The following is a 22,815-nucleotide window of genomic DNA, read 5'->3' as shown; positions in this document are numbered from 1 at the left end:
TCTGTCCGCTGCAAGGAGCGAAGGACTTGCACGCAAGCGAAACAGCAAGTAATGTGAGGCCGTCGTTTTCCTTTTGATAATTCCATGTCCTCCCATTCCGACGGTTCTACCAAAGCGATTTTCTATGCGCTCGGCGCCAACGGTGGCATCGCTGTCGCCAAGTTCGCCGCCTCGCTCTACACCGGTTCTGGCGCGATGCTGGCCGAAGCCATCCACTCGCTGGCCGATTGCACCAACCAGGTCTTCCTGCTGATCGGCCTGAAGGAAGCGAAGAAGCCGGCCGATGAATGGCATCCGATGGGTTATGGGCGCGTCGTCTATTTCTGGGCGATGATGGTGGCGCTGCTGCTGTTCTTCCTCGGTGGCGCATTCTCCGTCATGGAAGGCATCAAGCATTTCAGTCATCCCGAGCCCTTGAGCAATCCGGTCGTCGCCTTGTCGGTGCTCGGCATCTCGGTCGCGCTGGAAGCCTTCTCGCTGCATGGCGCGATGAAGGAGATTCGCAAGATCGCGCAGGGAAAGCCCTTCCTGCGGTGGTTCCGCGAAACGCGCCAGTCGGAATTGCTGGTCGTCGCCGGCGAGGACATCGCTGCGCTGGCAGGCCTGAGCTTCGCGTTCATTGCCGTGCTGCTTGCGGTCGTGACCGGCAATCCGGTATGGGATGCGGTTGGCTCCATCGCAGTCGGCGTGCTGCTGATGATTGTTGCCGTGTTCATCGTGCGCGAGGTCAAAGCGATGATCACGGGCGAGTCCGCCGCGCCGGAAGTGCATGATGCGATCAAGTCGCATATCGAGGCGCGGCCGGAAGTGGAGCACGTGATCCACCTGATCACGCTCCAGTGGGGCGAGCAGCTGATGATCGCGGTGCAGGCGAAGATGCGGCAGCAGCCCTCCGATGCAGCGCTGGTGGATGCCATCAACGCAGTCGAAGACAGCATCCAGCGCACGTGGCCGCAAGCCAAATGGTGTTTCTTCGAACCGGATGTCGTGGCGGGGAAGGACTAGTGGCCGGCGCGCGGAATGGCTGCGCGCCGGATGCTTCTACTTCTTCGGTTTGGTGACTTCGTTACCGATCAATCCGCCGACCGCCGCACCGCCCACCGTGCCCAGCGTACTGTCGGTCAGCACATGGCCCGCCACGCCGCCGAGAACGGCACCGGTGCCTATGCCTACCTGCTGGTGAGTCGGCGTGGTGCCGCAGGCGGACAGAACCGTGGCCAGCGTCATCGCGCTGGCGATCGACATCAGCTTGCGTGTATTCATCTTGCCCTCCGGAAGATCAAGTCGAAACCTGTAAAGGAAGTGATGCGTAATCAGTTCGACTGTTGCCCTGCAGAGGGAGTTCCGGCGGGTATTTCCGAGCGGGAATTGCGCTGTGCCGGCGCTGGCGTGGAGCAGGCGTTCAGCTGACGAGGCGCAGCGTGAGCGGATAGCGGTAATGCCTGCCCCTGGACGCCGACACGGCGCCGAGGATGCTGAAGATGAAGTTGACGACGATGATGATCGGGAACAGCAGGAAGCCGATCAGGAGCAGCTTGAGCATCACGCTGGCGGCCAGTGCGATGGCAACCGTGATCTGAAAATTCAGCGCTTCCCGCGCTTCTTCCGCAACAAAGCCGGGCTCATCCTTCTTCACCAGCCACAGGATCAGCACGCCGACGAAGCCGGTGAACGCGCCGAGCAGATGCGCCAGCATCGCAAGATTGCATTCGTCCTTGTCCGGGCTGCCAGGAATGACACTGTTCATGATCGGCTCCTGATTCTGCTGCAAGACTTCGGCGTCTTCCACGGCGCCATCGCGGCGCGCGGAAATTCAGTGCGAGGCGAGCGAAAGATCGCTCGCCGAACACATACAGCAGCGACGCAGACGACGGTCAGGCAGCCTTCTTCGTCACTGCCTTCTTCGCTGCGGCCTTCTTCACAGCCGGCTTTGCAGCGGTTTTCGCTGCAGTCTTCGCTGCAGTCTTCGCTGCCGTCTTTGCCGCCGGCTTCTTCGGTGCTTCTTCCTGCGTTTCTTCCTTGGCGTCGGCCTTGCCCTTGGCGGGCGCCTTGGCCTTGCGTTCCTCGAATTCGAAGCTCACCTTGCCGCTCTTGTCCTTCACCAGGAAAGCCTTGAACGGCCGGCGCGTGCGCTGCGAGATGAAACCGGGCAGGAGGTCGGTGCGCCCTTCGTTGAGCAGCTTGGCCATCTGTTCGGGCACGATCTCCTGCTGCAGGATGATGCGTCCGCTGCGGAAGTCGCATGCCTTCGGCTTGGCGACCGTGTTCTCGCACACATAGGCCAGGCCCATTTCGTAAACACCGCCGCCGCATTTCGGGCAGACGCCAACCGGCGTCTGGTTGGAGAAATCAACGCCTTCGCTGTCCTCTCCCTCGTCCTGCGCCTGGCCGAAATCGAACTCCAGCTTGTAGTTCTTGATCTCTTCGTCGCGCACGATCTTCAGGATCGCCGCGAACGGTCGGCCCATCTTGGAGCGGAAACCCTGCAGCGGGCCGATTTCGCGCTTGGCAAGCAGTTCCTCGACTTCCGCGATTTCGAACTGGCGGCTGCCGGGGACCTTGGTGATCGAGAACTCGCACTTGGTGCAGGCAAAGCGCCGGTAGTTTTCCTTCACCACGCCACCGCAATTCGGGCAAGGCGTCTTCAGCGTCGCGTAGTCGCCGGGGATGGTGTCCTTGTCGTATTCCTTCGCGCGCTTGACGATGATCTGCGTCATCTGCGCGATCTCGCGCATGAATTCCTCGCGGCTGATCTGGCCGCGCTCCATCTGCGCCAGCTTGTATTCCCACTCGCCAGTCAGTTCGGGCAGGGTCAGTTCGTCCACGCCCAGGCCCCGCAGCAAGGTCGTCAGCTGGAATGCCTTGGCCGTCGGGATCAGCTCGCGACCTTCACGCAGCAGGTATTTTTCATTGAGCAGGCCTTCGATGATGGCCGCACGGGTGGCCGGTGTGCCCAAGCCTTTGCCCGCCATCGCTTCGCGCAACTCCTCATCCTCGACCAGCTTGCCGGCGCCTTCCATCGCCGACAGCAGCGTCGCTTCGGTGTAGCGCGCCGGCGGCTTGGTGACCAGTTCGTTGGCGGTGACCTTCTCGGTCTTCACCTTCTCGTCCTTCGCAACCGGCACCAGCGTTCCGGCGTTTTCCTTGTCGTCGTCATTCGCCGCTTCCCGGCCATAGATCGCCAGCCAGCCCGCATTGGTCATCACCTTGCCTTCGGTCTTGAAGGTGTGGCCGGAGACTTCGGTGAAGCGCGTGGTCACCTGGTATTCGGCGGCGGGGAAGAACACCGCCATGAAGCGGCGCACCACCAGGTCGTAGAGTTTCTGTTCCGGCTCGGACAGGCTCTTTGGTGCTTGCAGGGTCGGGATGATCGCAAAGTGGTCGCTGATCTTGCTGTTGTCGAAGATGCGCTTGTTCGGCTTGACCCAGTTCTTGTTCAGGATCTGCTTCGCGAACTGGTGATAGTTGTTGTTTTCTGCGACGACATCCAGCGTTTGCCGGACGGTGTTCATGTAGTCTTCCGGCAGATGGCGCGAATCGGTACGCGGATAGGTCAGCACCTTGTGCTTTTCATACAGGGCCTGCGCCAGCCCGAGCGTGTTCTTGGCGGAAAAGCCGAAGCGGGCATTGGCTTCGCGTTGCAGGCTGGTCAGATCGAACAGCGCGGGCGAGAGTTGCGTGGCCGGCTTCGATTCTTCGGTGACCGTACCCTGCTTGCCGCGGCAGGCAGCCACGATGGACTCGGCGGCGGCCTTGCTCCACAGCCGCTCCGCGCGCTTCTCCGGATCGGTTTCGTCCTTCTTGAACTTGGTGTCGAGCCATCGGCCTTCATAGATGCCGGCGGCACACACGAATTCGGCACGCACTTCCCAGTAGTCGCGCGGCACGAAATTCTTGATCTTCTCTTCACGCTCGACCACGATCGACAGCGTCGGCGTCTGCACGCGGCCGACGGTTGTCAGGTAGAAACCGCCATCCTTGGAATTGAACGCAGTCATTGCCCGCGTGCCGTTGATGCCGATCAGCCAGTCCGCCTCGCTGCGGCAACGTGCGGCATCAGCCAGCGGGAGCATGTCCTTGTCGTTGCGCAAACGGGAAAAGCCATCACGGATCGCGGCGGGCGTCATCGACTGCAACCACAGGCGCTTGATCGGCTGCTTGGCCTTCGCGTACTGCATGATCAGCCGGAAAATCAACTCACCTTCGCGGCCCGCGTCGCAGGCATTAATGACGGCGGACACATCCTTGCGCTTGAGCAACCTGGTCAGTACTTTCAGCCGCGATTCCGTCTTTGCGATCGGATTGAGCGCGAAATGCGGCGGAATCATCGGCAGGTGGGTGAATGTCCACTTTCCGCGTTTGACGTCGTATTCCTCAGGCACGGCGATCTCGACCAAGTGGCCGACGGCGGAGGACAGCACGTACTCGTCGGATTCAAAGTACTCATCGTGCTTGGTGAAGCCGCCGACGGCCTTCGCGATGTCGTTCGCGACAGAGGGCTTCTCTGCGATGATGAGGGTCTTAGTCATATATAGATGATCTCGAAAGTGGCGCCAATGCCTGCGCCATACAAAGCGTGTGTGCTTCCCGGAATGCTTGCCAAAACGAAATAACTATTAATATAACAACGATCCGGGGGATTTAGCGGCCAATGATAAGCGGGTTGCGGCGAAAACCGCAAGGAGGAGAAAAACTAGTCGCTGTGGCGAGACGGCTTGGCGATTCGGCAACTGGCGCGGGCGCGCGAGGTGAAATTGATATTAATGCAATAGGCGCGGTTCGTCGTCGTCGTCCGAGAACAACTCGTCGAAAATTAGCGCGTCCGGCTCCTTGCCTTGGCTCCAGAGTACCATCAGGACAATGACCTTGATCTTGTCGAGCGATACTTCGGTCTCGCTGACCGCCAACGCGCGTTCAATGATGATCTCGCGCTGCATCGGATCGATGATCTTGGCGGATTCCAGGAATTGCAGGAAACCAACCGCTTCCGTGCCCAGCACGTCGAGTTCCCGTTGCGCATAGATACGGATGCCAAAGGGGAACGCGGTTTGCAGGGGGGAGCGATCGCAATATTCGCTGGCGGATTCGGCGAGGTCGGTCAGCCATCCCAGCGCCTGGGAGATTTCATCTTCCTCGAAGCCGACAGCCGACAGCTTCTTGACCAGTACATCCGCATCGGGACAGGCATCGGGGCGGTAGTAGGTTTCGTAAAGGTAAACGAGAACGTCAAACATGATTTACCGTAGCGTGAAGGTCCACGTGCCACAAGCGACATCGCGACCAGGTTTCGAAAAATGACACTCTCGTGATTCAGTTTTCCTTACCTGCGGCATTGTGTCAAGCAAGAAAAAGTGTCATGCCGGCGACAGTACAACGTACATCGAGCCCTCTTTTACAGGATATCCGAAAAACGCAGCGCTGACAGCAATAAATGCGTATCAGGATGTAGCCACACGACGGACAGTGCCGCCCGGCAGCATTTCTATCAAGCCTTCCAGTTCAAGCGTTAACAATTGCGCATTGACATTGGCAATATCGAGTTCGCAACGCGTCGCAAGCACATCCGGCGCGACCGGATCGAAGCCCATGGCGGTGAGAAGCGGAGATGGTTTTGTTGCCGGCACGATAGCTGGCGCAGAGGGTGGGGGAAGCGGCTGCCTGTCGTGATGCCTGATTTCCTCCAGCACATCTTGTGCAGATTCAACCAGTTTCGCGCCTTGCTTGATGAGCAGGTGGCAACCTTTGGACAGCGGGGAATGGATCGAGCCGGGGATCGCAAACACTTCACGTCCTTGATCCGCCGCCATGCGCGCGGTGATCAGCGAACCTGATTGCGCCGCAGCCTCGATCACAAGAACTCCGCGTGCGAGCCCGGAAATGATGCGGTTGCGGCGCGGGAAATTGGACGCGATGGCCGGTGTGCCGAGTGCATATTCGTAGATGATGCAACCTTCTGCCGCGATCTGGTGTGCCAATGTTCGATTGCGGGCAGGATAAACAATGTCGGCGCCGGTGCCGATCACGGCCACTGTCGAACCCGGACCGCGCAGGCTTCCCTGGTGTGCCGCGGTATCGATCCCGAGCGCCATGCCGGAGATGATGGTCAGGCCCGCCTGGCTCAATACCTCGGAAAATTTTTCTGCGTTGAGCACACCCTGCGTGGTCGCGTTGCGGCTGCCGACGACAGCTAGAGAGGGTTGCGACAGCAGATCGATCCGCCCCTTCGCATACAGCATCATGGGTGGGTCGGGAATATCGAGCAAGGCTTTCGGATAATCCGCGTCGGCGAGCGTGAGGATGCGATTGCCGGGCTGCTCTGCCCAGGCGATGGTTTTGTCAATCAGCGCCGCGAGTTCTTCGGACTGCGGCGTGAGCAAGGCTTGTGCGACGCGCTCGGAAACGACTTGCCGCAGGACAGAGAAGCCAGCAGTGAAAATATTTTCCGGCAAGCCAAAATGCGCGAGCAGCTTGCGCGCGGTCTCGGGACCTACGCCCGCCGTCTGCTCAAGCCTGATCCACTGCGCAAGCTCCTGCGCCCAATCGCGTTGCGTCATCAATGGTGTGGCTGGCTTATTCTGGTGACTTCGCGAGGTCGCCGATCTGGACGGAATCCGTCACCTGCATCACCAGGCCGTACGAAATATTGTCGAAGGCGCGGAAGATGAACAGGCCGCCGTATTGATTGTCCGGCAGTTTCACCTTCGGACGACCAAACGAACCAAAGGCCCAGAACGAAGTCTTGTCGGTGCGATCCGTGACCACGGGGCCAAAGCGATACAGCTCCAGCACGGTGCCGAGGTCGATGCCGTCCTTCTTGCCGCGATTGATCGACACGATCTGGTTCTGGCCGGCCTGCGACACGCCGCCGTAGACGGATACGATGCGGGCATTGACCGGGTGGTCGGGCGGATGCGGTACGTAATTGAGGATCGGCCTGGGCGGCACCGGAAGCAGGCGATCGCCAACGGCCATTTCTTCCTTGACGCTCACGACCTTGAAGACATGCGCTTCATCCGGCGACGTAGCGGGGCGTTCCAGCTTGATAGTGCCGAGATAGGACGCCTCATGCGCAATGACCTTGCCCGTCTCGGGATCCTTCAGGGCATTGCCGGGACGGAACACCTGGAAGGACGTACCTGAGCCCAGGTCGCCGCGCACATAGGCCTTGTCATCCTTGCCGAGCATGACACGGTTTTCCTGCGTCGCCACGATGCGCGCAGCATGGTCCAGTTCGTCTTTTTCAATTACGAGCGGTTGCGACAGGAAGGGTTCGATCGCATTTGCCGGGATGGCGGGCACGGCTTCCTGGCCCAGTCCTTCCGTGCGCAATTGCGGTTCCAGCTTGATGGTCGGAACGCCGCGGCCGTCGGAGCCGGCACCGGCGTTGCTGCCGCCGGCGACCGGCGTACCGAGCCGCAGCCGGCCCGCGGCGCGGTCGAGGTACACGATCTGGCCGGGATAGATCCAGTGCGGATTGTGGATCTGTTCCTTGTTCATTCCCCACACTTCGGGCCAGCACCACGGGTGCTGGAGGAATTTGCCGGAGATGCCCCACAGGGTATCTCCGCGCACGACGGTATGCTGGTCCGGCGCATTCGGAAGGAATGCACAGCGCGATGACTTCGTGGCTTCCTCGCCTGTGGCCGCGAAGCTGCTGGACGCGGATGCAAGAGCGAGAATGAGGGCTGCTGTGCTAAACTTTTTCATGTTCTGTCCGGTGAACGTGGCTCGAATACAGACAACAATGATCGCCACAGCGGGTTGCCAGCATGTAAACAATTGCCAGGCAAAACTTGTCAAATTGAATCAAATTCTGCACATAAATCCTTGAACTAGCAAGAGAAACGACGCTCCAATATCGTTGGTTTGTTGCACAAAAGCCGTATGCCCTTATTAAATATTCTGCGTTATCCCGACCCGCGCTTGCACAAGATTGCCAAGCCGGTAACCGTTTTCGATGATCGGCTGAAGAAGCTCGTTGCCGACATGGCGGAGACCATGTATGCCGCACCCGGTGTCGGTCTCGCGGCCACCCAGGTCGACGTGCACGAACAGCTGGTCGTGATCGATACTTCGGAAACGCATGACGACCTGCGCGTCTTCATCAACCCCGAAATTCTCTGGGCCAGCGAAGAGCGGCAGGTGTATGACGAGGGCTGCCTCTCGGTGCCCGGCGTGTACGACGGCGTCGAGCGTCCGGCGCGCGTGAAGGTCAGGGCGCTCGATCTGGAAGGCAAGCCATTCGAGATCGAAGCAGATGGCTTGCTAGCCGTTTGCATCCAGCATGAAATGGATCACCTCAAGGGCAAGGTCTTCGTCGAGTACCTGTCGCCGCTCAAGCGCAACCGCATCAAAACAAAGCTGTTGAAGGAAGAACGGGAAATGGCGCGTGAGAAGAAGAGGACCGTCGCGGTCGCGCGCTGATCCCTCTCACAAGTACTTCGTCTCGCATTTCCCTGGAAAATGCGACATGCGCCGGGACTGCAACAAGATCAATAACAACCATGAAAATCATTTTTGCAGGGACGCCGGAATTTGCCGCCGTCGCCCTGAAATCCCTGCATGACGCAGGCTTCGACATCCCCCTCGTCCTGACCCAGCCTGACCGTCCGGCCGGACGCGGCATGCAGCTGCACGCGTCGCCGGTCAAGCAGTTCGCCGTTGCGCACGACATTCCGGTCGCGCAGCCGGTATCACTGCGTCTCGATGGCAAGTATCCGCAAGTCGCAGAAGAAGCGCATGCCCTGCTGCATGCCACGCCGCACGACGTCATGGTGGTCGCCGCCTATGGCCTGATCCTGCCGCGCAGCGTGCTAGAGATTCCGAAACAGGGTTGCATCAACATTCATGCCTCGCTGCTACCACGCTGGCGTGGCGCCGCGCCGATCCATCGCGCGATCGAAGCGGGAGATGCGGAGACTGGCGTGACCATCATGCAGATGGAGGAGGGCCTCGACACCGGACCGATGCTGCTGATGGAGCGCATCCCGATCAGCGGAGACGACACGACTGGCAGCCTGCACGACAAGCTTGCCGAACTTGGCGGACGGATGATCGTCGACGCATTGCGCAAGCTTGAACAGGGCGCGCTGTCGGCGACGCTGCAGCCGGACGAAGGCGTTACCTACGCGGCAAAGATTGCGAAGGAGGAGGCTGCGCTCGACTTCAATCTGCCGGCCGAAACCTTGTGGCGCAAGGTTCGCGCATTCAATCCCTTCCCTGGTGCGTTTGGGACATTCAACGGCACACCGGTCAAATTCTGGCGCGCCGAATTGGCGGCCTCCGAAAAGGCGGCCGCCCCCGGCCAAGTGTTGGCGGCGAATGCGCAGGATGGTGTGCTGATTGCCTGCGGACAGGGCGCGCTGCGCATACGAGAACTGCAAAAGCCCGGCGGAAAGCGCCTGCCGGCAGCGGAATTCCTGAAGGGCTTCCCGCTCGACGGCGGACAATTCTAGGAGCCCGGATCTTCGCAGGCGGGCCATTTCCAGAGCATTGCTCTCACCTCTCCCTGTCGTTCCCGCGAAGGCGGGAATCCATCAGTCAGTTGATGGCACAGATTCACTCTGGATTCCCGCCTTCGCGGGAACGACGATTTGAGAGGAGAGGGTTCAATACTGGCAAAAGACTCTTGACCCCGTGCCTAGACGTGGATCTGCCGCCCGCCGGCAAACGACCAGTTCTCCCACGTCGTCTCCTTGAAGCAGACCATCACGTTCTCCGGATCGATACCGGGCGAACGTGACAGGTGCGTCGTGATGTCGGCCAGGATTTTCTTCTTCACCTTCACACTGCGGCCGACCGACAACAGGATCTCGATGAGGACAAAGTTCTCGTCGCGCGGCGAAGCGGCGTCCGGATAGCTGGCATCGAACCGGAAATCATCGGGCTCGAGCTCCAGCACGCGCTGGAAGCGGTCGGTCTCCGGAACGCCGGATGCAACCAGTGCCGCGTGCACGCCATCGAGCACTGACGACTTGAATTCGCGCGACTTCCCCTTGAGGGTCGTCATGGTCACCAAGGGCATGGCAATCTCCTTTCAATTCACGGCAAGCGCCGTGATCGCATCCGTCCGCAATACCTCGGCAAAGCTGTCCGACAAGGCGGTCAATGCAGCCCGATGCAATTCCGCATGTCCGACCACGCCGCTGTCCCACGCATCGATATCGCGCGTCGCACAGGCATCGCCGGCCACCAGTACCTGATACCCCAGCGGACGCGCATCTCGTGTTGTCGTCGACACGCACATGTGCGTCATCAGGCCGCAAATGATCAGTGTCTTGATGCCGCGTACCTGCAATTGCTGATGCAGGTCCGTGCTGGCGAAGCTGCTGGCCGTCGTTTTCTGCACGAGGACATGCTGAGAGCCAGGGGTCATGCCGGGATGAAATGCCGCTTTCTCGCCGCCCTTGGCGAACAGCGGCCCGTTGGCCGGGCCGAGGTGCTGCACGTGAAAGACCGGCATGTCGTGCGCATCGGCAAAGCTGACCAGCCGTTTCGCTTTCGACATTGCCGCGGCCCCGTCTGGAATGAAGAGCCTGCCTCCTTCGAAGTACTCCAACTGGAAATCGATGACGATCAAGGCAGTGTTCTTCGCCACGAGGGTTTGGGTTGCGGGGGCGCCACTGATGGCGCGCATGGTGGGATGTGGCATGCTGGCTCCTTGGAGGTGAATACGCAGGTATCGTAGCTGCAAGGCGCGGTCGGGGGAATTGGATGTCATGCACAGGATTTGTGCGGGTAGCGCACAAATCGTTGCCTCCGCCGGGGATGGGTTGAGGCGAGGGACGACGACATGCCAGGAAGAAAGGTGTTTCAAAAAAAGCAGGCAAAGGTGGCGTCGGCTTGGAGGAAGAAACAACGTTGACCGTAGTGGTAATGGCTCCGCGGCCAATGCGCAAGCCCTTGATTGGACGTATAATTTTGATTGCGCCGATTTGATTGAAAAGTCAAAACCAGCTTGCGGGCGCCGTGGCTGAGATGGCCATGAATAAATACAGCTAAAGCGGACAAGGAATGACCCGGTCTCGCTTTCAGACCGGGTTTTTTGTTTTTGAGAGAGAAAAAATGAAACGCGAACCGATTTCCTCCACCGAAGCGCTGCTGCGCGACCTCCTGGCTCAACGCATCCTCATCCTCGACGGCGCGATGGGAACCATGATCCAGCAGTACAAGCTGACGGAAGAGGATTATCGCGGCGCGCGTTTCGCGGATTTCTCTGTGCCGGGCAAGGAGTTGTTCGTCAAGGGCAATAACGACCTGCTGGTGCTGACGCAGCCGCAGATCATCGGCGAGATCCATGAGAAATACCTCGCCGCCGGCGCGGACCTGATCGAGACCAATACCTTCGGCGCGAACAGCGTGGCGCAGGAGGACTATCACATGGGGCATCTCGCATACGAGATGAATGTGGCAGCTGCCAAACTCGCGCGCGCTGCGGCCGACAAGTACTCCACCCCGGACAAGCCGCGCTTCGTCGCCGGCGCGCTCGGCCCGACGCCGAAGACCGCGTCGATTTCTCCCGACGTGAACGATCCCGGCGCGCGCAACATCAGCTTCGACCAGCTTGCTGCTTCCTACCTCGAGCAGACGCGCGGCCTGGTCGAAGGCGGCGTCGATGTGCTGTTGGTCGAAACCGTTTTCGATACGCTGAATTGCAAGGCGGCGCTATTTGCCATCGACACCTACTTCGAAGAGTCCGGCAAGCGCCTGCCCATCATGATTTCGGGTACCGTCACCGATGCATCGGGCCGCATTCTGTCCGGCCAGACCGTGCCGGCTTTCTGGCACTCGGTGCGTCACGCGAAGCCGCTGACCATCGGCCTGAACTGCGCGCTCGGCGCCGCCGTCATGCGCCCGTATGCGGAGGAACTGTCGAAGATCGCAGATACCTTCGTGTGCATCTATCCGAACGCCGGCCTGCCCAATCCGATGGCCGAGACCGGTTTCGACGAGACGCCGGATGTCACGTCTTCGCTGCTGAAGGAATTTGCGCAGAGCGGCTTCGTCAACATCGCCGGCGGCTGCTGCGGCACAACGCCGTCCCATATCAAGGCGATCGCCGAGTCGCTGCGTGACGTGGCGCCGCGCAAGCTGCCGGAGCCGGACCACCGCATGAAGCTGGCCGGCCTCGAGCCTTTCATCATCGACGACACATCGCTCTTCGTGAACGTGGGTGAGCGTACCAACGTCACCGGCTCGAAGGCCTTCGCGCGCCTGATTCTCAACGAGCAGTACGACGAGGCGCTGTCGGTCGCGCGGCAGCAGGTCGAGAACGGCGCACAGATCATCGACGTCAACATGGACGAGGCGATGCTGGATGCCGTCGCTGCCATGACGCGCTTCCTCAACCTGATCGCTTCCGAGCCGGATATCGCACGTGTGCCGATCATGATCGACTCGTCGAAATGGGCGGTGCTTGAAGCTGGCCTGAAGTGTGTGCAGGGCAAGGCCGTCGTCAACTCGATCTCGATGAAGGAAGGCGAGGAAGAATTCCTGCGCCAGGCCAGGCTGTGCCGCCGCTACGGCGCTGCCGTCATCGTGATGGCTTTCGATAAGGAAGGCCAGGCCGATACCTTCCAGCGCAAAACTGAAATATGCGCGCGCGCCTACAAGCTGCTGACGGAGCAGGTCGGCTTCCCGCCGGAAGACATCATCTTCGATCCGAACATTTTTGCGATTGCCACCGGCATCGAAGAGCACAACAACTACGCCGTCGACTTCATCAATGCGACGCGCTGGATCAAGGAGAACCTGCCTTACGCGAAGATCAGCGGCGGCGTGTCGAACGTGAGCTTCTCCTTCCGCGGCAACGACCCGGCGCGCGAAGCGATCCACACGGTGTTCCTGTATCACGCGATCAAGGCCGGCCTGACCATGGGCATCGTCAATGCCGGCATGGTCGGCGTGTACGACGACCTTGCACCGGAGTTGCGCGAGCACGTCGAGGATGTGGTGCTCAATCGTCGCCCCGATGCGACCGAGCGCATGATCGAATTCGCCGCGACATTGAAAGCGGGCGACAAGAAGGAAGAGCAGAGCCTCGCGTGGCGCAGCGAGCCGGTGGAGAAGCGTCTCGCGCATGCGCTGGTGCACGGCATTACCCAATGGATCGTCGAAGACACCGAGGAAATGCGTGTCAAGACGCTGGAAGCCGGCGGCCGCCCGATCAACGTGATCGAAGGCCCGCTGATGGATGGCATGAACATCGTCGGCGACCTGTTCGGCCAGGGCAAGATGTTCCTGCCGCAAGTGGTGAAGTCAGCGCGCGTGATGAAGCAGGCAGTTGCACACCTGATCCCGTTCATCGAGGAAGAAAAGCGCCTGGAAGAGCAGCGGACCGGCGTCGCCTCCAAGCCGAAGGGCAAGATCGTGGTGGCGACGGTGAAGGGCGACGTGCACGACATCGGCAAGAACATCGTGTCGGTGGTCCTGCAATGCAATAACTTCGAAGTGGTGAACATGGGCGTGATGGTGCCGTGCTCCGACATCCTCGCCAAGGCGAAAGCGGAAAACGCCGACATCGTCGGCCTGTCCGGCCTGATCACGCCTTCGCTGGAAGAGATGGCGCATGTGGCGAAGGAGATGCAGCGCGATCCGCATTTCCGCATGCTCAAGATTCCGCTGCTGATCGGCGGTGCCACCACCAGCCGCGCGCATACCGCGGTGAAGATCGCGCCGAACTACGAAGGACCGGTGGTCTATGTGCCGGATGCATCGCGCTCGGTATCGGTTGCGCAATCGCTGCTCACGCCCGAGCATCGCGACCAGTACCTTGAAGACATCGATCGCGACTACAAGCGCATCCGCGAACAGCATGCGAACAAGAAAACCGTGCCGCTGATCACGCTGGCCGAAGCGCGCGCGAACAAGGCGAAGCTGGAGTTTGCGCCGGTCAAGCCGAAGTTTATTGGCCGTCGCGTGTTCAAGAACTACGACCTCGCCACGATTGCACAATACATCGACTGGGGCCCGCTGTTCCAGACCTGGGACCTGGCCGGAGCCTTCCCTGCGATCCTGCAGGATGCGGTGGTCGGCGAGCAGGCACGCAAGGTGTTCGAGGAAGGCCAGGACATGCTCAGGAAGATCATCGAAGGCCGCTGGCTGACGGCGAACGGCGTGATCGCGCTGTTGCCGGCCAATACGGTGAACGATGACGATATCGAAATCTACACCGACGAGACACGCACGAAGGTCGCCTTCACCTACTACGGCGCGCGCCAGCAGACGGTGAAGCCGGTGATCGACGGCGTAGCGCGGCCGAACCAGTGCCTCGCGGATTTCATCGCGCCGAAGTCATCCGGCATTGCCGATTACATCGGCCTGTTTGCCGTCACCGCCGGCATCGGCATTGAAAAGCATGAGAAGCGATTCCTGAGCGAACATGACGACTACAGCAGCATCATGCTCAAATCGCTGGCAGACCGTCTCGCTGAAGCCTTTGCCGAACACCTGCACGAGCGCGTGCGCAAGGATTTCTGGGGCTACGCGTCGGATGAATCGTTGAGCAATGAAGATCTGATCAAGGAAGCTTACAAGGGAATCCGGCCTGCGCCTGGCTATCCGGCCTGTCCCGAGCATACGGTGAAGGGCGACGTGTTCAAGCTGCTGCAGTGCGACGAAATCGGCATGCATGTCACGGAGTCGTTCGCAATGTTCCCGGGCGCATCGGTGTCCGGGTTCTACTTCGCGCATCCGAAATCGAAGTACTTCAGCGTCGGCAAGATCGGTGAGGACCAGGTGAACGACATGGCGGCACGCCGTGGCGCGAGCAAGGAAGATATCGAGCGCTGGCTGGCGCCCAATCTGTGATTCGGCAGACACTCAGATAGCGGGGCAGGGCGAGCCCCTGCGCACCATCGCGGAGGCAGCAAGCGTGCCGGTGTATCGCGCGCCCTGCCTTCTTCAGGCGCTAATGGGTGCAGCGCGCGACGTTGTCACTCCATTCGAAGGCGACGACCTGCAGTTTGCAGATGTCGTCGCTGGAGAGGCGGAAGCGCGTCACAAGTTCACCGATCTGTTCGCCTTCCTCTTCGATGCGCTCCATGTGTTCGACCAGTTGCAGCATCTCGCCGAATTCTCCCTTGCGGTGCAGCAGAGCATCGCTTACGGCATCGACCACTGAAACCTGCTCCAGGATCTCGGACATCGGAATGCTGAACAGGGTATCCATCAGCGACATGATGCCGACCGTGAATGCTGTATCGGCCACTCCTTGCTTGTCCGGCGCATAGCGCTGCGCGATCAGTTCGAGCAGTTTGCCGCGCGTCGCCGCCAGCGTCAGCAGTGGCGTCATCGCCTGGCCCTTCTTGCACGGCTCGGCGTACAACATGATCTGCAGCCAGCGCTGCAGCTGGCTGCGGCCGAGCAGCAGCAGTGCCTGACCGATGGAATCGATGCGGCGGCGCGCCCCGACCGCAGGTGTGTTGACGAGACGCAGCATGTTGAAGCAGAGCGACACGTCCATCTTGATCGCGCGTTCGATCTCTGCCGTATCTGCATCCGAGGTAATCAGCGTCATCAACTGCATGATGGACAGTTGCGACGGCGAGAGCTTCTTGCCGCTCAGGATCACCGGCTTGGCGAAGTAGTAACCCTGGAAATAATCGAAACCGAGTTCGAGACAGGTCTTGAATTGCTCCTGGTTCTCGACCTTTTCTGCCAGCAGTTTTTTATTCGCCATCCTGAAGCGCGGCGTGAGCTTGAGCAGCGCCGACAGCGGCATGTCGCGCAGGTCGAACTTGATGATCTCCGCCAGCGGCAACAGCTGCTGCACGTCCTCGCTGTCGGTGATCACATCGTCCAGCGCGAAGCGGAATCCTTCCTTCACCAGTTGTTCGATGCGTGCGAGGATTTCCGGCGTGACCTTCATGGTCTCGACGATTTCCAGCACGACTTTTTCCCGTGGCAGGAACTGGAAGATGTCGCTTTGCAGGACAGCGGCATCCACATTGACGTAGCCGAGCGAATCGCCGATCACTTTCTCTATGCCGAGCTGCGACGCATGCGCGATCACGGAGGCAGTTGCCGACAAATCGCTGGTGACATTGGCCGGCCCTACTGCCGCGTTGCGAAACAGCAGTTCGTACGCCACCAGTGCCTGGCTTCGATCAAGGATGGGCTGGCGCGCAAGGAAGAATTCCCGTACCCGGAGCGGGCGTGAAAAGCCGGTGTCCGGCATGGATGGGGATGCCATCACAGACATGTCTTCCCTTTGCTTGTCTCACTTTGTTGTTTGTGTTGCGCGTCGTCCGGCTGGAAAACCCAAATGCGTACAGGTCGTATGGGTCGCAGTCAAGGCCACGGCGGGGCGCTCTCTCGGGCGCGGTATTGTCCGCGACTTGAACTGCAACGCATACGGCCTGTGCGCACTTGGCGAAGGTAGGGCAGGCGTCGCGCTTTTTCTTCACTTTAGCGCAATTTTATTTCTGTGTGGCAACTTTCGATTGTGCAGTGCAAAGCGCTCCCATGCATCTGGCAGGGCAGCTGCCGTAATGTTCAGAGCGGTTTCACAGCGGTTTCAGAGCGCTAAAGGGGCGCCGTCGACGAATACTTTCAGTTCGCCGGAAGCAAACGGGATCCAGCGCTCGTTGCTGGTCAGTGGGCTGGTCACGATGACCGCGACGCGGTCGTTGGGTGTCGTGACCTTGGAGAAATCCACGCTCAGGTCTTCATCCGAAAGCTCTGCCGTGGAGAAAGGATGCTGCCGCACAATGTAGTGCAGTTGTGTCGAGCAATGCGCAAACAGCGCCGTGCCGTCGGACAGCATCATGTTGAATGTTCCGTGCGAGGCAATCCCGGCGGTCAGCTCGCGCATGGCGGCGGTCAGGTCCGGCAAGGCCGGGGGCGTGTCACCGAAGCGCTTGCGCAATTCCTGGAGCAGGTAACAGAAGGCAAGCTCGCTGTCGGTCGTGCCGACGCGCCGGAATGCGCCGGTGAGTTGCGGCGAGAAATCCTTGAGGTCGCCATTGTGCGCGAAGACCCAATAGCGTCCCCACAGTTCGCGCACGAAGGGATGGCAGTTTTCCAGCGCTACGCGGCCCTGGGTCGCCTTGCGGATATGCGCGATGACATTCTTCGACTTGATCGGCCAGCGCTTGATCAGCTCTGCTACCGGTGAGGCGATTGCCGCTTCGTAATCGACGAAGTGGCGCACGCCAGCACCTTCAAAGAAGGCGATGCCCCAGCCGTCGACATGTTCATCGGTGCGGCCGCCGCGCGTGGCGAAGCCGGTAAAGCTGAACACGATGTCCGTCGGGACATTGCAATTCATTCCGAGTAACTGGCACATGAGCTTGGGGAAATTGCTGCTTGAGGTATCAACATAGCACACTCCCGGATGGGGAGGGCTGGCGCGGTTTCACTTCTGAAGCCATGGATCGGTGTCGGGGCGCGGGTACTGTTTCGTGATGAAATCCACGAAGGTTCGCACCTTCGCCGAGAGCAGACGCCGGCTCGGATACACCATCACCACCGACAGCTTGCCCAGTTCATGCTGAGGCAGCAGGCGCACCAGCCGACCGGCAGCGAGATCGTCGCCCAGCGCGAATGAAGGTCGGAGCACGATGCCCATGCCGGCAAGCGCGCACTGGCGCAACAGGTCGCCGTTGTTGGAGATCACTTTGTTGGTGATCGGTATCTGGATCATTTCGCCGTTCTCTCCCCGCGCGGGCCAGCCGTGTCGCACCTGTTCGTAGGAAAAATTCAGGCAGGCATGCTTCGAAATGTCCTCGCGCGTGCGCGGTGCTCCATGCTTCTTTACATATTGCGGCGAGGCGCACAACACGATCTCCGAGACGCCGAGCTGGCGCGCGACCATGCTCGCATCGAATTTCTGGAAGTCGACGAAAAAGCCGACGTCGAACCTGTCCTCGACGAGGTCGACGGTACGGTCCGAGACGGTCACATCGAGGGTCACCTCGGGATATTGCGCAGCGTAGGCCGGCAGCAGCTGCGCGAGCTGCAATTGCCCGAAGCCGAGCAGCGAATAGATGCGCAAGGTTCCGCTGGGCTTCCTGGCATGCGATGAGGCGATCGCCTCGGCGTCATCGATCTCCTGGAGGATCTGCGTGACCCGCTCTAGGTAGGCATGCCCCGTTTCGGTCAGCGACAGGCGGCGTGTCGTGCGGTTGAGCAGGCGTGTACCGAGATGCTCTTCCAGATCTGCGACATGACGCGTCACGACAGCGTTGGAAATATCGAGCGCCTTCGCGGCGCCGGCGAAGCTGCCTTGTTCGACTACCTTGGCAAACACCCGCATTGATTGCAATCGATCCATTAGGCAGGCCTCATTGTTTCGTGGCACGAAATAGTGGCCTGCAATTATTCATTCTTTTTGTTCGCGACGCAATCCGGCGATTCCTTGCATCGCCAAGCCTGCGATACGCATGGCTCGCATTGGTGCATGCCATGCGCGGCTGATACGCCGTTGGGACAATCGAGGACGGAAAACGCGGAGGATTTTTCGGCGACGCGGAAATGGACTGATGAATCAGGCGCTTATGGAACTGGCACATGACTTGCGAAGGAAGGTGCAACGGAAGCAGCGCGGCTTCATGCAGAAGCGCTGACGCGTTTGCACCGGCAGACGCAATGCTTCCCCGTAGCGAATACCTTCCTTTTCCTCTCCGGTTCCCGCCATGGCTTGCCTCAGCAGGCGTGGCGGGTTTTTTCTTTTGCGCTGCGTTTCCCCCCGGCCCCGCCATGCGGCCCGGATGGCATCCGGGTGATCTGCGTGACGACGCCTGCGTGCTGTTTTCCCTTGGCATCGCTGCCCTTTACAGATTTTGACGACGTCAAGGCAGCTCCCGATGAAGCTGCCCGTGCAGTCCATGCCCTTGCAGTCGCAACGACGGTGACACTGCTCTCCCTATGACGGCGGCGCCTTTCCGGCTCAGCGCACTTTGCATGTCAGGACTCCGATGCGAGCGTACGACGCTGCAGTTTCCCTTGTTGAACAAAGCACGCACCGCGCGTGATACAGCAATGGACAGGCAAATGCACCCGTAGCATGGAAGTGTAGAAAAATCAGTGGCTTGCGGCACGGGCGTAGATTTTGCAGGAAGTCCGCGCCCACTGAGCGCGACAGGCTGCGCGCTCATGCCATGCAAGCGGAAGGCTTCCTGATTGCTGTGCACGCGGCAACGAGACAGATCGGGACAGACGGCGCTTGTCTGCACAGCCAAGTAGCAACTGGCAAAGGTACATGAAGGTACATGAAGGTACACAAAGGTACGCAAAGGGAACAAAGATGACGCATTCACGAAAGCATGCCCCGGACCAGAAAATCAGGAGAGATGGTGGACGGGCCATCTATCGCTCGCGCGCGCATGACCTCCAGAATATTTACGTCAGCCTCAAGCAATGGCGGATATTCCATGCTGTCATTGACTGCGGCGGTTTCGCCGAGGCCGCCAAGACCCTCCATCTCAGCCAGTCCACCATCAGCTATACCGTTGCCAAGCTGCAGGAACAGCTCGGTACGACGCTGCTGAAGACCGAGGGTCGCAAGGCCGCGCTCACCGTCGAAGGGCGTGCCTTGCTGGAACGCTCCCGCCATGTGCTGAAGGAAGCCATCGAACTCGAAACTTTTGCGCGGAACCTCGGGCAGGGATGGGGCGGCGATGTGCGGCTGATGGTGGACCACAGTTTTCCCTCGACGCTTCTGATGCGCGCGTTAGGCTATTTCTCGCAGGCGGGCCGCGGTGCCGCGCAGGTCAGGCTGAGCGAGGTTGCGACGCTGCAGGCCGAGGATATGCTGCGCGATACGACAGTGGACCTGGCCATCACCGGGCGCGTTCCGCTCGGTTTCCTTGGCGAGCCGCTGCTCGAGGTCGAGTACGTTCCGGTGGCTCATCCCGACCATCCCTTGTTGCATCTTGGCCGCGATGTTACCTCCGCCGATCTCGGCCAGCAGACGCAGATCGGCATCGGTCATCCGCAGGAGCGCGAACGTGGCGGGTCGGGCCTGCAGCGCTGGCTCATGAGCAGCATTGATAGTGTGCTCGAGGCAGTCTCGGAATGTCTCGGCTATGCATGGTTGCCGCAGCATCGCATCCAGCGCTGGCTCGACGATGGCAGGCTCGTCCGCCTTCCCTTGGGGGACAAGCGCGTGAACAAGTCGATGCTGTATCTGATTCATGGGAGGCCATGGGCCGCCAGCCCTGCGGCGGGACGTCTCGCTGACGTGCTGAGAAGCACGGCGGTGGCTGCCCATCATGATGCTGACCGGTCGGGCTGAGACCACATCCGATCTGCCGACGACGCACGCGCCTGCCTTTTTGCAGGCGCTCAGTGCGTCACTTGGGCGCTTCGATGTCCGGCGCGCTTCCGCCAAGGAAGGGCGGCCGGGCCGCCGCCATCATGTCGGGGCGGATATTGTATTTTTCGATGAGACGGTACAAGGTGACACGCGATACGCCGAGCAGCGACGCGGCGCGCGAAATCTGGTTGCGTGACTGGGACAGCGCGCGCCGGATCATTACGCGCTCCGCGGCGGCGCGCGCATCTTCCAGCGACATCAGCGGTGACTGCTCATTGCCGCGATCGAGGCCAAGGTCTTCCGGCTGAATGAAGCGGCCTTCCGCCATGACGGTCGCGCGTTGCACGCGATTGACCAGCTCGCGCACATTGCCTGGCCATGAATGGCTCAGCATGGCATTCATCGCCGCCTTGGAGAAGCCGCGCAGGCTGCGGTTGTGCATGCTGGCGAACCTGGCGAAATAATGCTTCGCAATGTCTTCGATGTCCTGCCCGCGGTCGGCCAGCGGTGGCATGCTGATGCATACGACATTGATGCGGTAGTACAGATCCTCGCGGAAGCGCCCCTGCTTCACCGCCTCCGCCAGGTCGATGTGGGTTGCCGCAATGACGCGCACGTCGATCTCGAGCGTCTCCGTGCCGCCCACGCGCTCGATGGTTTTCTCCTGCAGGAATCGCAGGAGGTTGACCTGCATGTCGAACGGCATGTCGCCGATTTCGTCAAGGAACAGCGTACCGCCCTGCGCGGCTTCGAGGCGGCCGATCTTGCGCTGGCTGGCGCCGGTGAAGGCGCCCTTTTCATACCCGAACAGTTCGGACTGGAACAGCTGCGGAGCAATCGCGCCGCAATTGACGGCGACGAAAGGCGCGTTCCTGCGAGCGGACTGACGATGGATCGAGAGCGCGGCGATTTCCTTGCCGGTGCCAGATGGGCCGGTGATCAGCACAGAGGCATCGGTGCGCGCGACCTTCTGCAACTGGTTGAACAGCTGCTGCATTTGCGGCGTCTTGCCGACCATCGCGAAATCGGCGCTGCTTGCTACCGGGGTCGTCGCTGCGCTGTGCTGCTCGTCGCGCATGAATGCCATGCCCCAGGCGTGGCGCAATGTCAGCACGATGTGGTCGAGGTCGGCCGGGATGGTAATGAAATTGAACAGGTGCTCACCGATGAACTCGCGCATGCGCGGCATCGCGATCAACTCTTGCGCAACCAGTCCCACCCAGGAGATCCGGTTGTTGCTCACGAAGGATTCATATTTGTCGAGCTGCGCGAGCTCGGCTTCCTGAGTCACGATCAGCAGGCCCACGCGGCAGCCGTTCTGCACGGCGTCCTGGGCTGCTTCAAGTGTGAAGCACTCAATCAGGCTGAGTCCATGTTCCTTGAGGTTTTCGGTGCAGGAGGCTGATTGTCCGCTGCGATTGCTCAGGCGCAGGACAAGAACAGGTTGAACCGGGGCGGAGTCGGAGACACGAAGCATGTCGCATTACCTTTATTGTTGATGCGCGTCCATTATTGTCGATACGTGTCGAGTTTCCGGGACTGCTTGCGAACGTGTTTGCAGGATGTTTCGCGGCGCGCATTGGCTGCCTGATCTCATCATCGGAAGGGCTCGTTGCGGTGCACGGGAGTCCGGTCAAGACTTGGTTACAAGTCGAGATTACAGGCTTTTAAATGGTCGAACAATGCCATAAATAGGGGAGGCGACGACAACCGGACTCGCGTTTGTGCTTCGTCAAACCGTGATTTCTAGGGTGAAATCACGAGGGAATGAGCCTTTCCAGCCAAAATCGAGCGGAAAGCGGCATGGATGCTCGATGTCGTAAACTGTAAATTTGAAAAATGAATTCCCTTAAGGCAAAAGCCGTGTTTGTCCGGTTGCTGTGTCCGGGTTTGTCCTGCAACGCCATAGGGCATGTCCAGAAATCATGTATTTCTTTTCGAATGGCGTCACGGGGGAATCCGGCACATATTCCTCGCACTGCACGCGCAAACCAGTCAATTGCACGAGGGCAGCAGCAAATTCTTCCACGTAGATGCGCCAGTTGCTGCGGCATTCCAAGATGCCGCCCAGCGCGACGATCGTGGGAAACACGGGATGCCCATGCCAGCGCCGCCCGAGCTGGCCGATCTTCGGCCAGGGATTGGGATAAAGGAGGTAATGCCGTTGCGGATGCACACCGGCTTTTAACATGAGGCGCCAGTAATCGACCAGGTCGGCGCGCACACACAGGAAATTGGAGGGCAGGGGCCCTTCCCAGGCAGTGTTGCGTGTCAGCCGGTGCGCGGACTGATCGACGCCGATCACGAAATGGTTCGGGAATTGTGCAGCGAGATGCCGTGTCGACAGGCCGACGCCGCAGCCAGCGTCGAGGATGAGGGGACGTTCGCCCGCCTCCCGCCATGCCGTCATGCTGCGTTCGAATGCTTCCTGGTTGTAGGGCATGACCGGCTTCAGGAAGCGGGTGCCGGCGTGGTTGGCGACGACCGATGCGAGGCGTTCATGGATGGTCGTTTGCGCGCTGGTGACAGGGCGGGAATTGGCGTACATCGCTTTCCTT

At 60.2% G+C, this 22,815-nt stretch carries 18 protein-coding genes; 5 read left to right on the top strand and 13 right to left on the bottom strand.

What is annotated here, in order from left to right; translation table 11 throughout:
• Positions 1–84 precede the first annotated feature (84 nt).
• Positions 85–1,005, top strand: coding sequence for a cation diffusion facilitator family transporter (locus VJ698_RS17905; protein WP_324104154.1), 921 nt, complete (start codon positions 85–87; stop codon positions 1,003–1,005).
• 36 nt (positions 1,006–1,041) lie between these two features.
• Here VJ698_RS17905 and VJ698_RS17900 read toward each other — a convergent pair whose 3' ends face one another.
• The 6 genes from VJ698_RS17900 to VJ698_RS17875 form a co-directional block, all read right to left on the bottom strand.
• Complete coding sequence (locus VJ698_RS17900) at positions 1,042–1,263, bottom strand: glycine zipper 2TM domain-containing protein (RefSeq protein WP_324104153.1); 222 nt, start codon at positions 1,261–1,263, stop codon at positions 1,042–1,044.
• Between the two features lie 139 nt (positions 1,264–1,402).
• Entirely contained in the window at positions 1,403–1,747 is a 345-nt protein-coding gene (locus tag VJ698_RS17895) for a DUF4870 domain-containing protein (protein ID WP_324104152.1), read from the bottom strand.
• 127 nt (positions 1,748–1,874) lie between these two features.
• Positions 1,875–4,529, bottom strand: a complete 2,655-nt coding sequence (locus VJ698_RS17890) for a DNA topoisomerase III (protein ID WP_324104151.1) — start codon at positions 4,527–4,529, stop codon at positions 1,875–1,877.
• Positions 4,530–4,760: 231 nt separating this feature from the next.
• Positions 4,761–5,234 (bottom strand): DUF494 domain-containing protein, encoded by a 474-nt coding sequence (locus VJ698_RS17885; RefSeq protein ID WP_324104150.1) that lies wholly within the window; start codon positions 5,232–5,234, stop codon positions 4,761–4,763.
• 204 nt (positions 5,235–5,438) lie between these two features.
• Positions 5,439–6,554 (bottom strand): DNA-processing protein DprA, encoded by a 1,116-nt coding sequence (gene dprA / locus VJ698_RS17880; protein WP_324104149.1) that lies wholly within the window; start codon positions 6,552–6,554, stop codon positions 5,439–5,441.
• Positions 6,555–6,570: 16 nt separating this feature from the next.
• On the bottom strand, positions 6,571–7,707 hold the full coding sequence (locus VJ698_RS17875; RefSeq protein ID WP_324104148.1) for a LysM peptidoglycan-binding domain-containing protein: 1,137 nt from the start codon (positions 7,705–7,707) through the stop codon (positions 6,571–6,573).
• Positions 7,708–7,884: 177 nt separating this feature from the next.
• Between VJ698_RS17875 and def the strand changes: the two genes are divergently transcribed.
• A complete protein-coding gene (gene def / locus VJ698_RS17870) occupies positions 7,885–8,424 on the top strand; it encodes a peptide deformylase (protein WP_324104147.1) in 540 nt (179 codons plus the stop codon).
• Positions 8,425–8,504: 80 nt separating this feature from the next.
• Entirely contained in the window at positions 8,505–9,455 is a 951-nt protein-coding gene (gene fmt / locus VJ698_RS17865; RefSeq protein ID WP_324104146.1) for a methionyl-tRNA formyltransferase, read from the top strand.
• A 185-nt stretch (positions 9,456–9,640) separates the two neighbouring features.
• Here fmt and VJ698_RS17860 read toward each other — a convergent pair whose 3' ends face one another.
• Both VJ698_RS17860 and VJ698_RS17855 read right to left on the bottom strand, forming a co-directional pair.
• Positions 9,641–10,024 carry a tautomerase family protein gene (locus tag VJ698_RS17860; RefSeq protein ID WP_324104145.1) on the bottom strand — a complete coding sequence of 128 codons (384 nt, stop codon included), beginning with the start codon at positions 10,022–10,024 and terminating at the stop codon, positions 9,641–9,643.
• Between the two features lie 12 nt (positions 10,025–10,036).
• A complete protein-coding gene (locus VJ698_RS17855; RefSeq protein WP_324104144.1) occupies positions 10,037–10,651 on the bottom strand; it encodes a cysteine hydrolase family protein in 615 nt (204 codons plus the stop codon).
• 413 nt (positions 10,652–11,064) lie between these two features.
• Here VJ698_RS17855 and metH point away from each other — a divergent pair, with 413 nt between their 5' ends.
• On the top strand, positions 11,065–14,808 hold the full coding sequence (gene metH / locus VJ698_RS17850) for a methionine synthase (protein WP_324104143.1): 3,744 nt from the start codon (positions 11,065–11,067) through the stop codon (positions 14,806–14,808).
• Positions 14,809–14,908: 100 nt separating this feature from the next.
• On the opposite strand, the gene VJ698_RS17845 is transcribed toward metH, so the two are convergent.
• The 3 genes from VJ698_RS17845 to VJ698_RS17835 form a co-directional block, all read right to left on the bottom strand.
• The gene (locus tag VJ698_RS17845) at positions 14,909–16,192 is read right to left on the bottom strand and encodes an EAL and HDOD domain-containing protein (protein WP_324104142.1); all 1,284 of its coding nucleotides are present in this window, start codon (positions 16,190–16,192) and stop codon (positions 14,909–14,911) included.
• A gap of 324 nt (positions 16,193–16,516) precedes the next feature.
• Complete coding sequence (locus VJ698_RS17840) at positions 16,517–17,287, bottom strand: class II glutamine amidotransferase (protein ID WP_324104141.1); 771 nt, start codon at positions 17,285–17,287, stop codon at positions 16,517–16,519.
• A gap of 69 nt (positions 17,288–17,356) precedes the next feature.
• Positions 17,357–18,274 (bottom strand): LysR family transcriptional regulator, encoded by a 918-nt coding sequence (locus tag VJ698_RS17835; RefSeq protein ID WP_324104140.1) that lies wholly within the window; start codon positions 18,272–18,274, stop codon positions 17,357–17,359.
• A 972-nt stretch (positions 18,275–19,246) separates the two neighbouring features.
• On the opposite strand from VJ698_RS17835, the gene VJ698_RS17830 reads away from it, so the two are divergent.
• The gene (locus tag VJ698_RS17830) at positions 19,247–20,236 is read left to right on the top strand and encodes a LysR family transcriptional regulator (RefSeq protein WP_324104139.1); all 990 of its coding nucleotides are present in this window, start codon (positions 19,247–19,249) and stop codon (positions 20,234–20,236) included.
• A 58-nt stretch (positions 20,237–20,294) separates the two neighbouring features.
• Here the strand turns inward: VJ698_RS17830 and VJ698_RS17825 are convergent, their stop codons facing one another.
• Together VJ698_RS17825 and trmB are read right to left on the bottom strand one after the other, a co-directional pair.
• Entirely contained in the window at positions 20,295–21,734 is a 1,440-nt protein-coding gene (locus tag VJ698_RS17825) for a sigma-54 dependent transcriptional regulator (protein WP_324104138.1), read from the bottom strand.
• Between the two features lie 372 nt (positions 21,735–22,106).
• Positions 22,107–22,805: a tRNA (guanine(46)-N(7))-methyltransferase TrmB gene (trmB, locus tag VJ698_RS17820; RefSeq protein WP_324104137.1), complete on the bottom strand. Its 699-nt coding sequence runs from the start codon at positions 22,803–22,805 to the stop codon at positions 22,107–22,109.
• Between the last annotated feature and the right edge of the window lie 10 nt (positions 22,806–22,815).

Origin of the sequence: Noviherbaspirillum sp. (assembly GCF_035254685.1) — a bacterium.
In the GTDB taxonomy this organism is placed as follows: Bacteria; Pseudomonadota; Gammaproteobacteria; order Burkholderiales; family Burkholderiaceae_D; genus Noviherbaspirillum.
The sequence above is the reverse complement of the archived record's forward strand: the minus strand, read 5'-3'. Positions and strand labels throughout refer to the sequence as shown.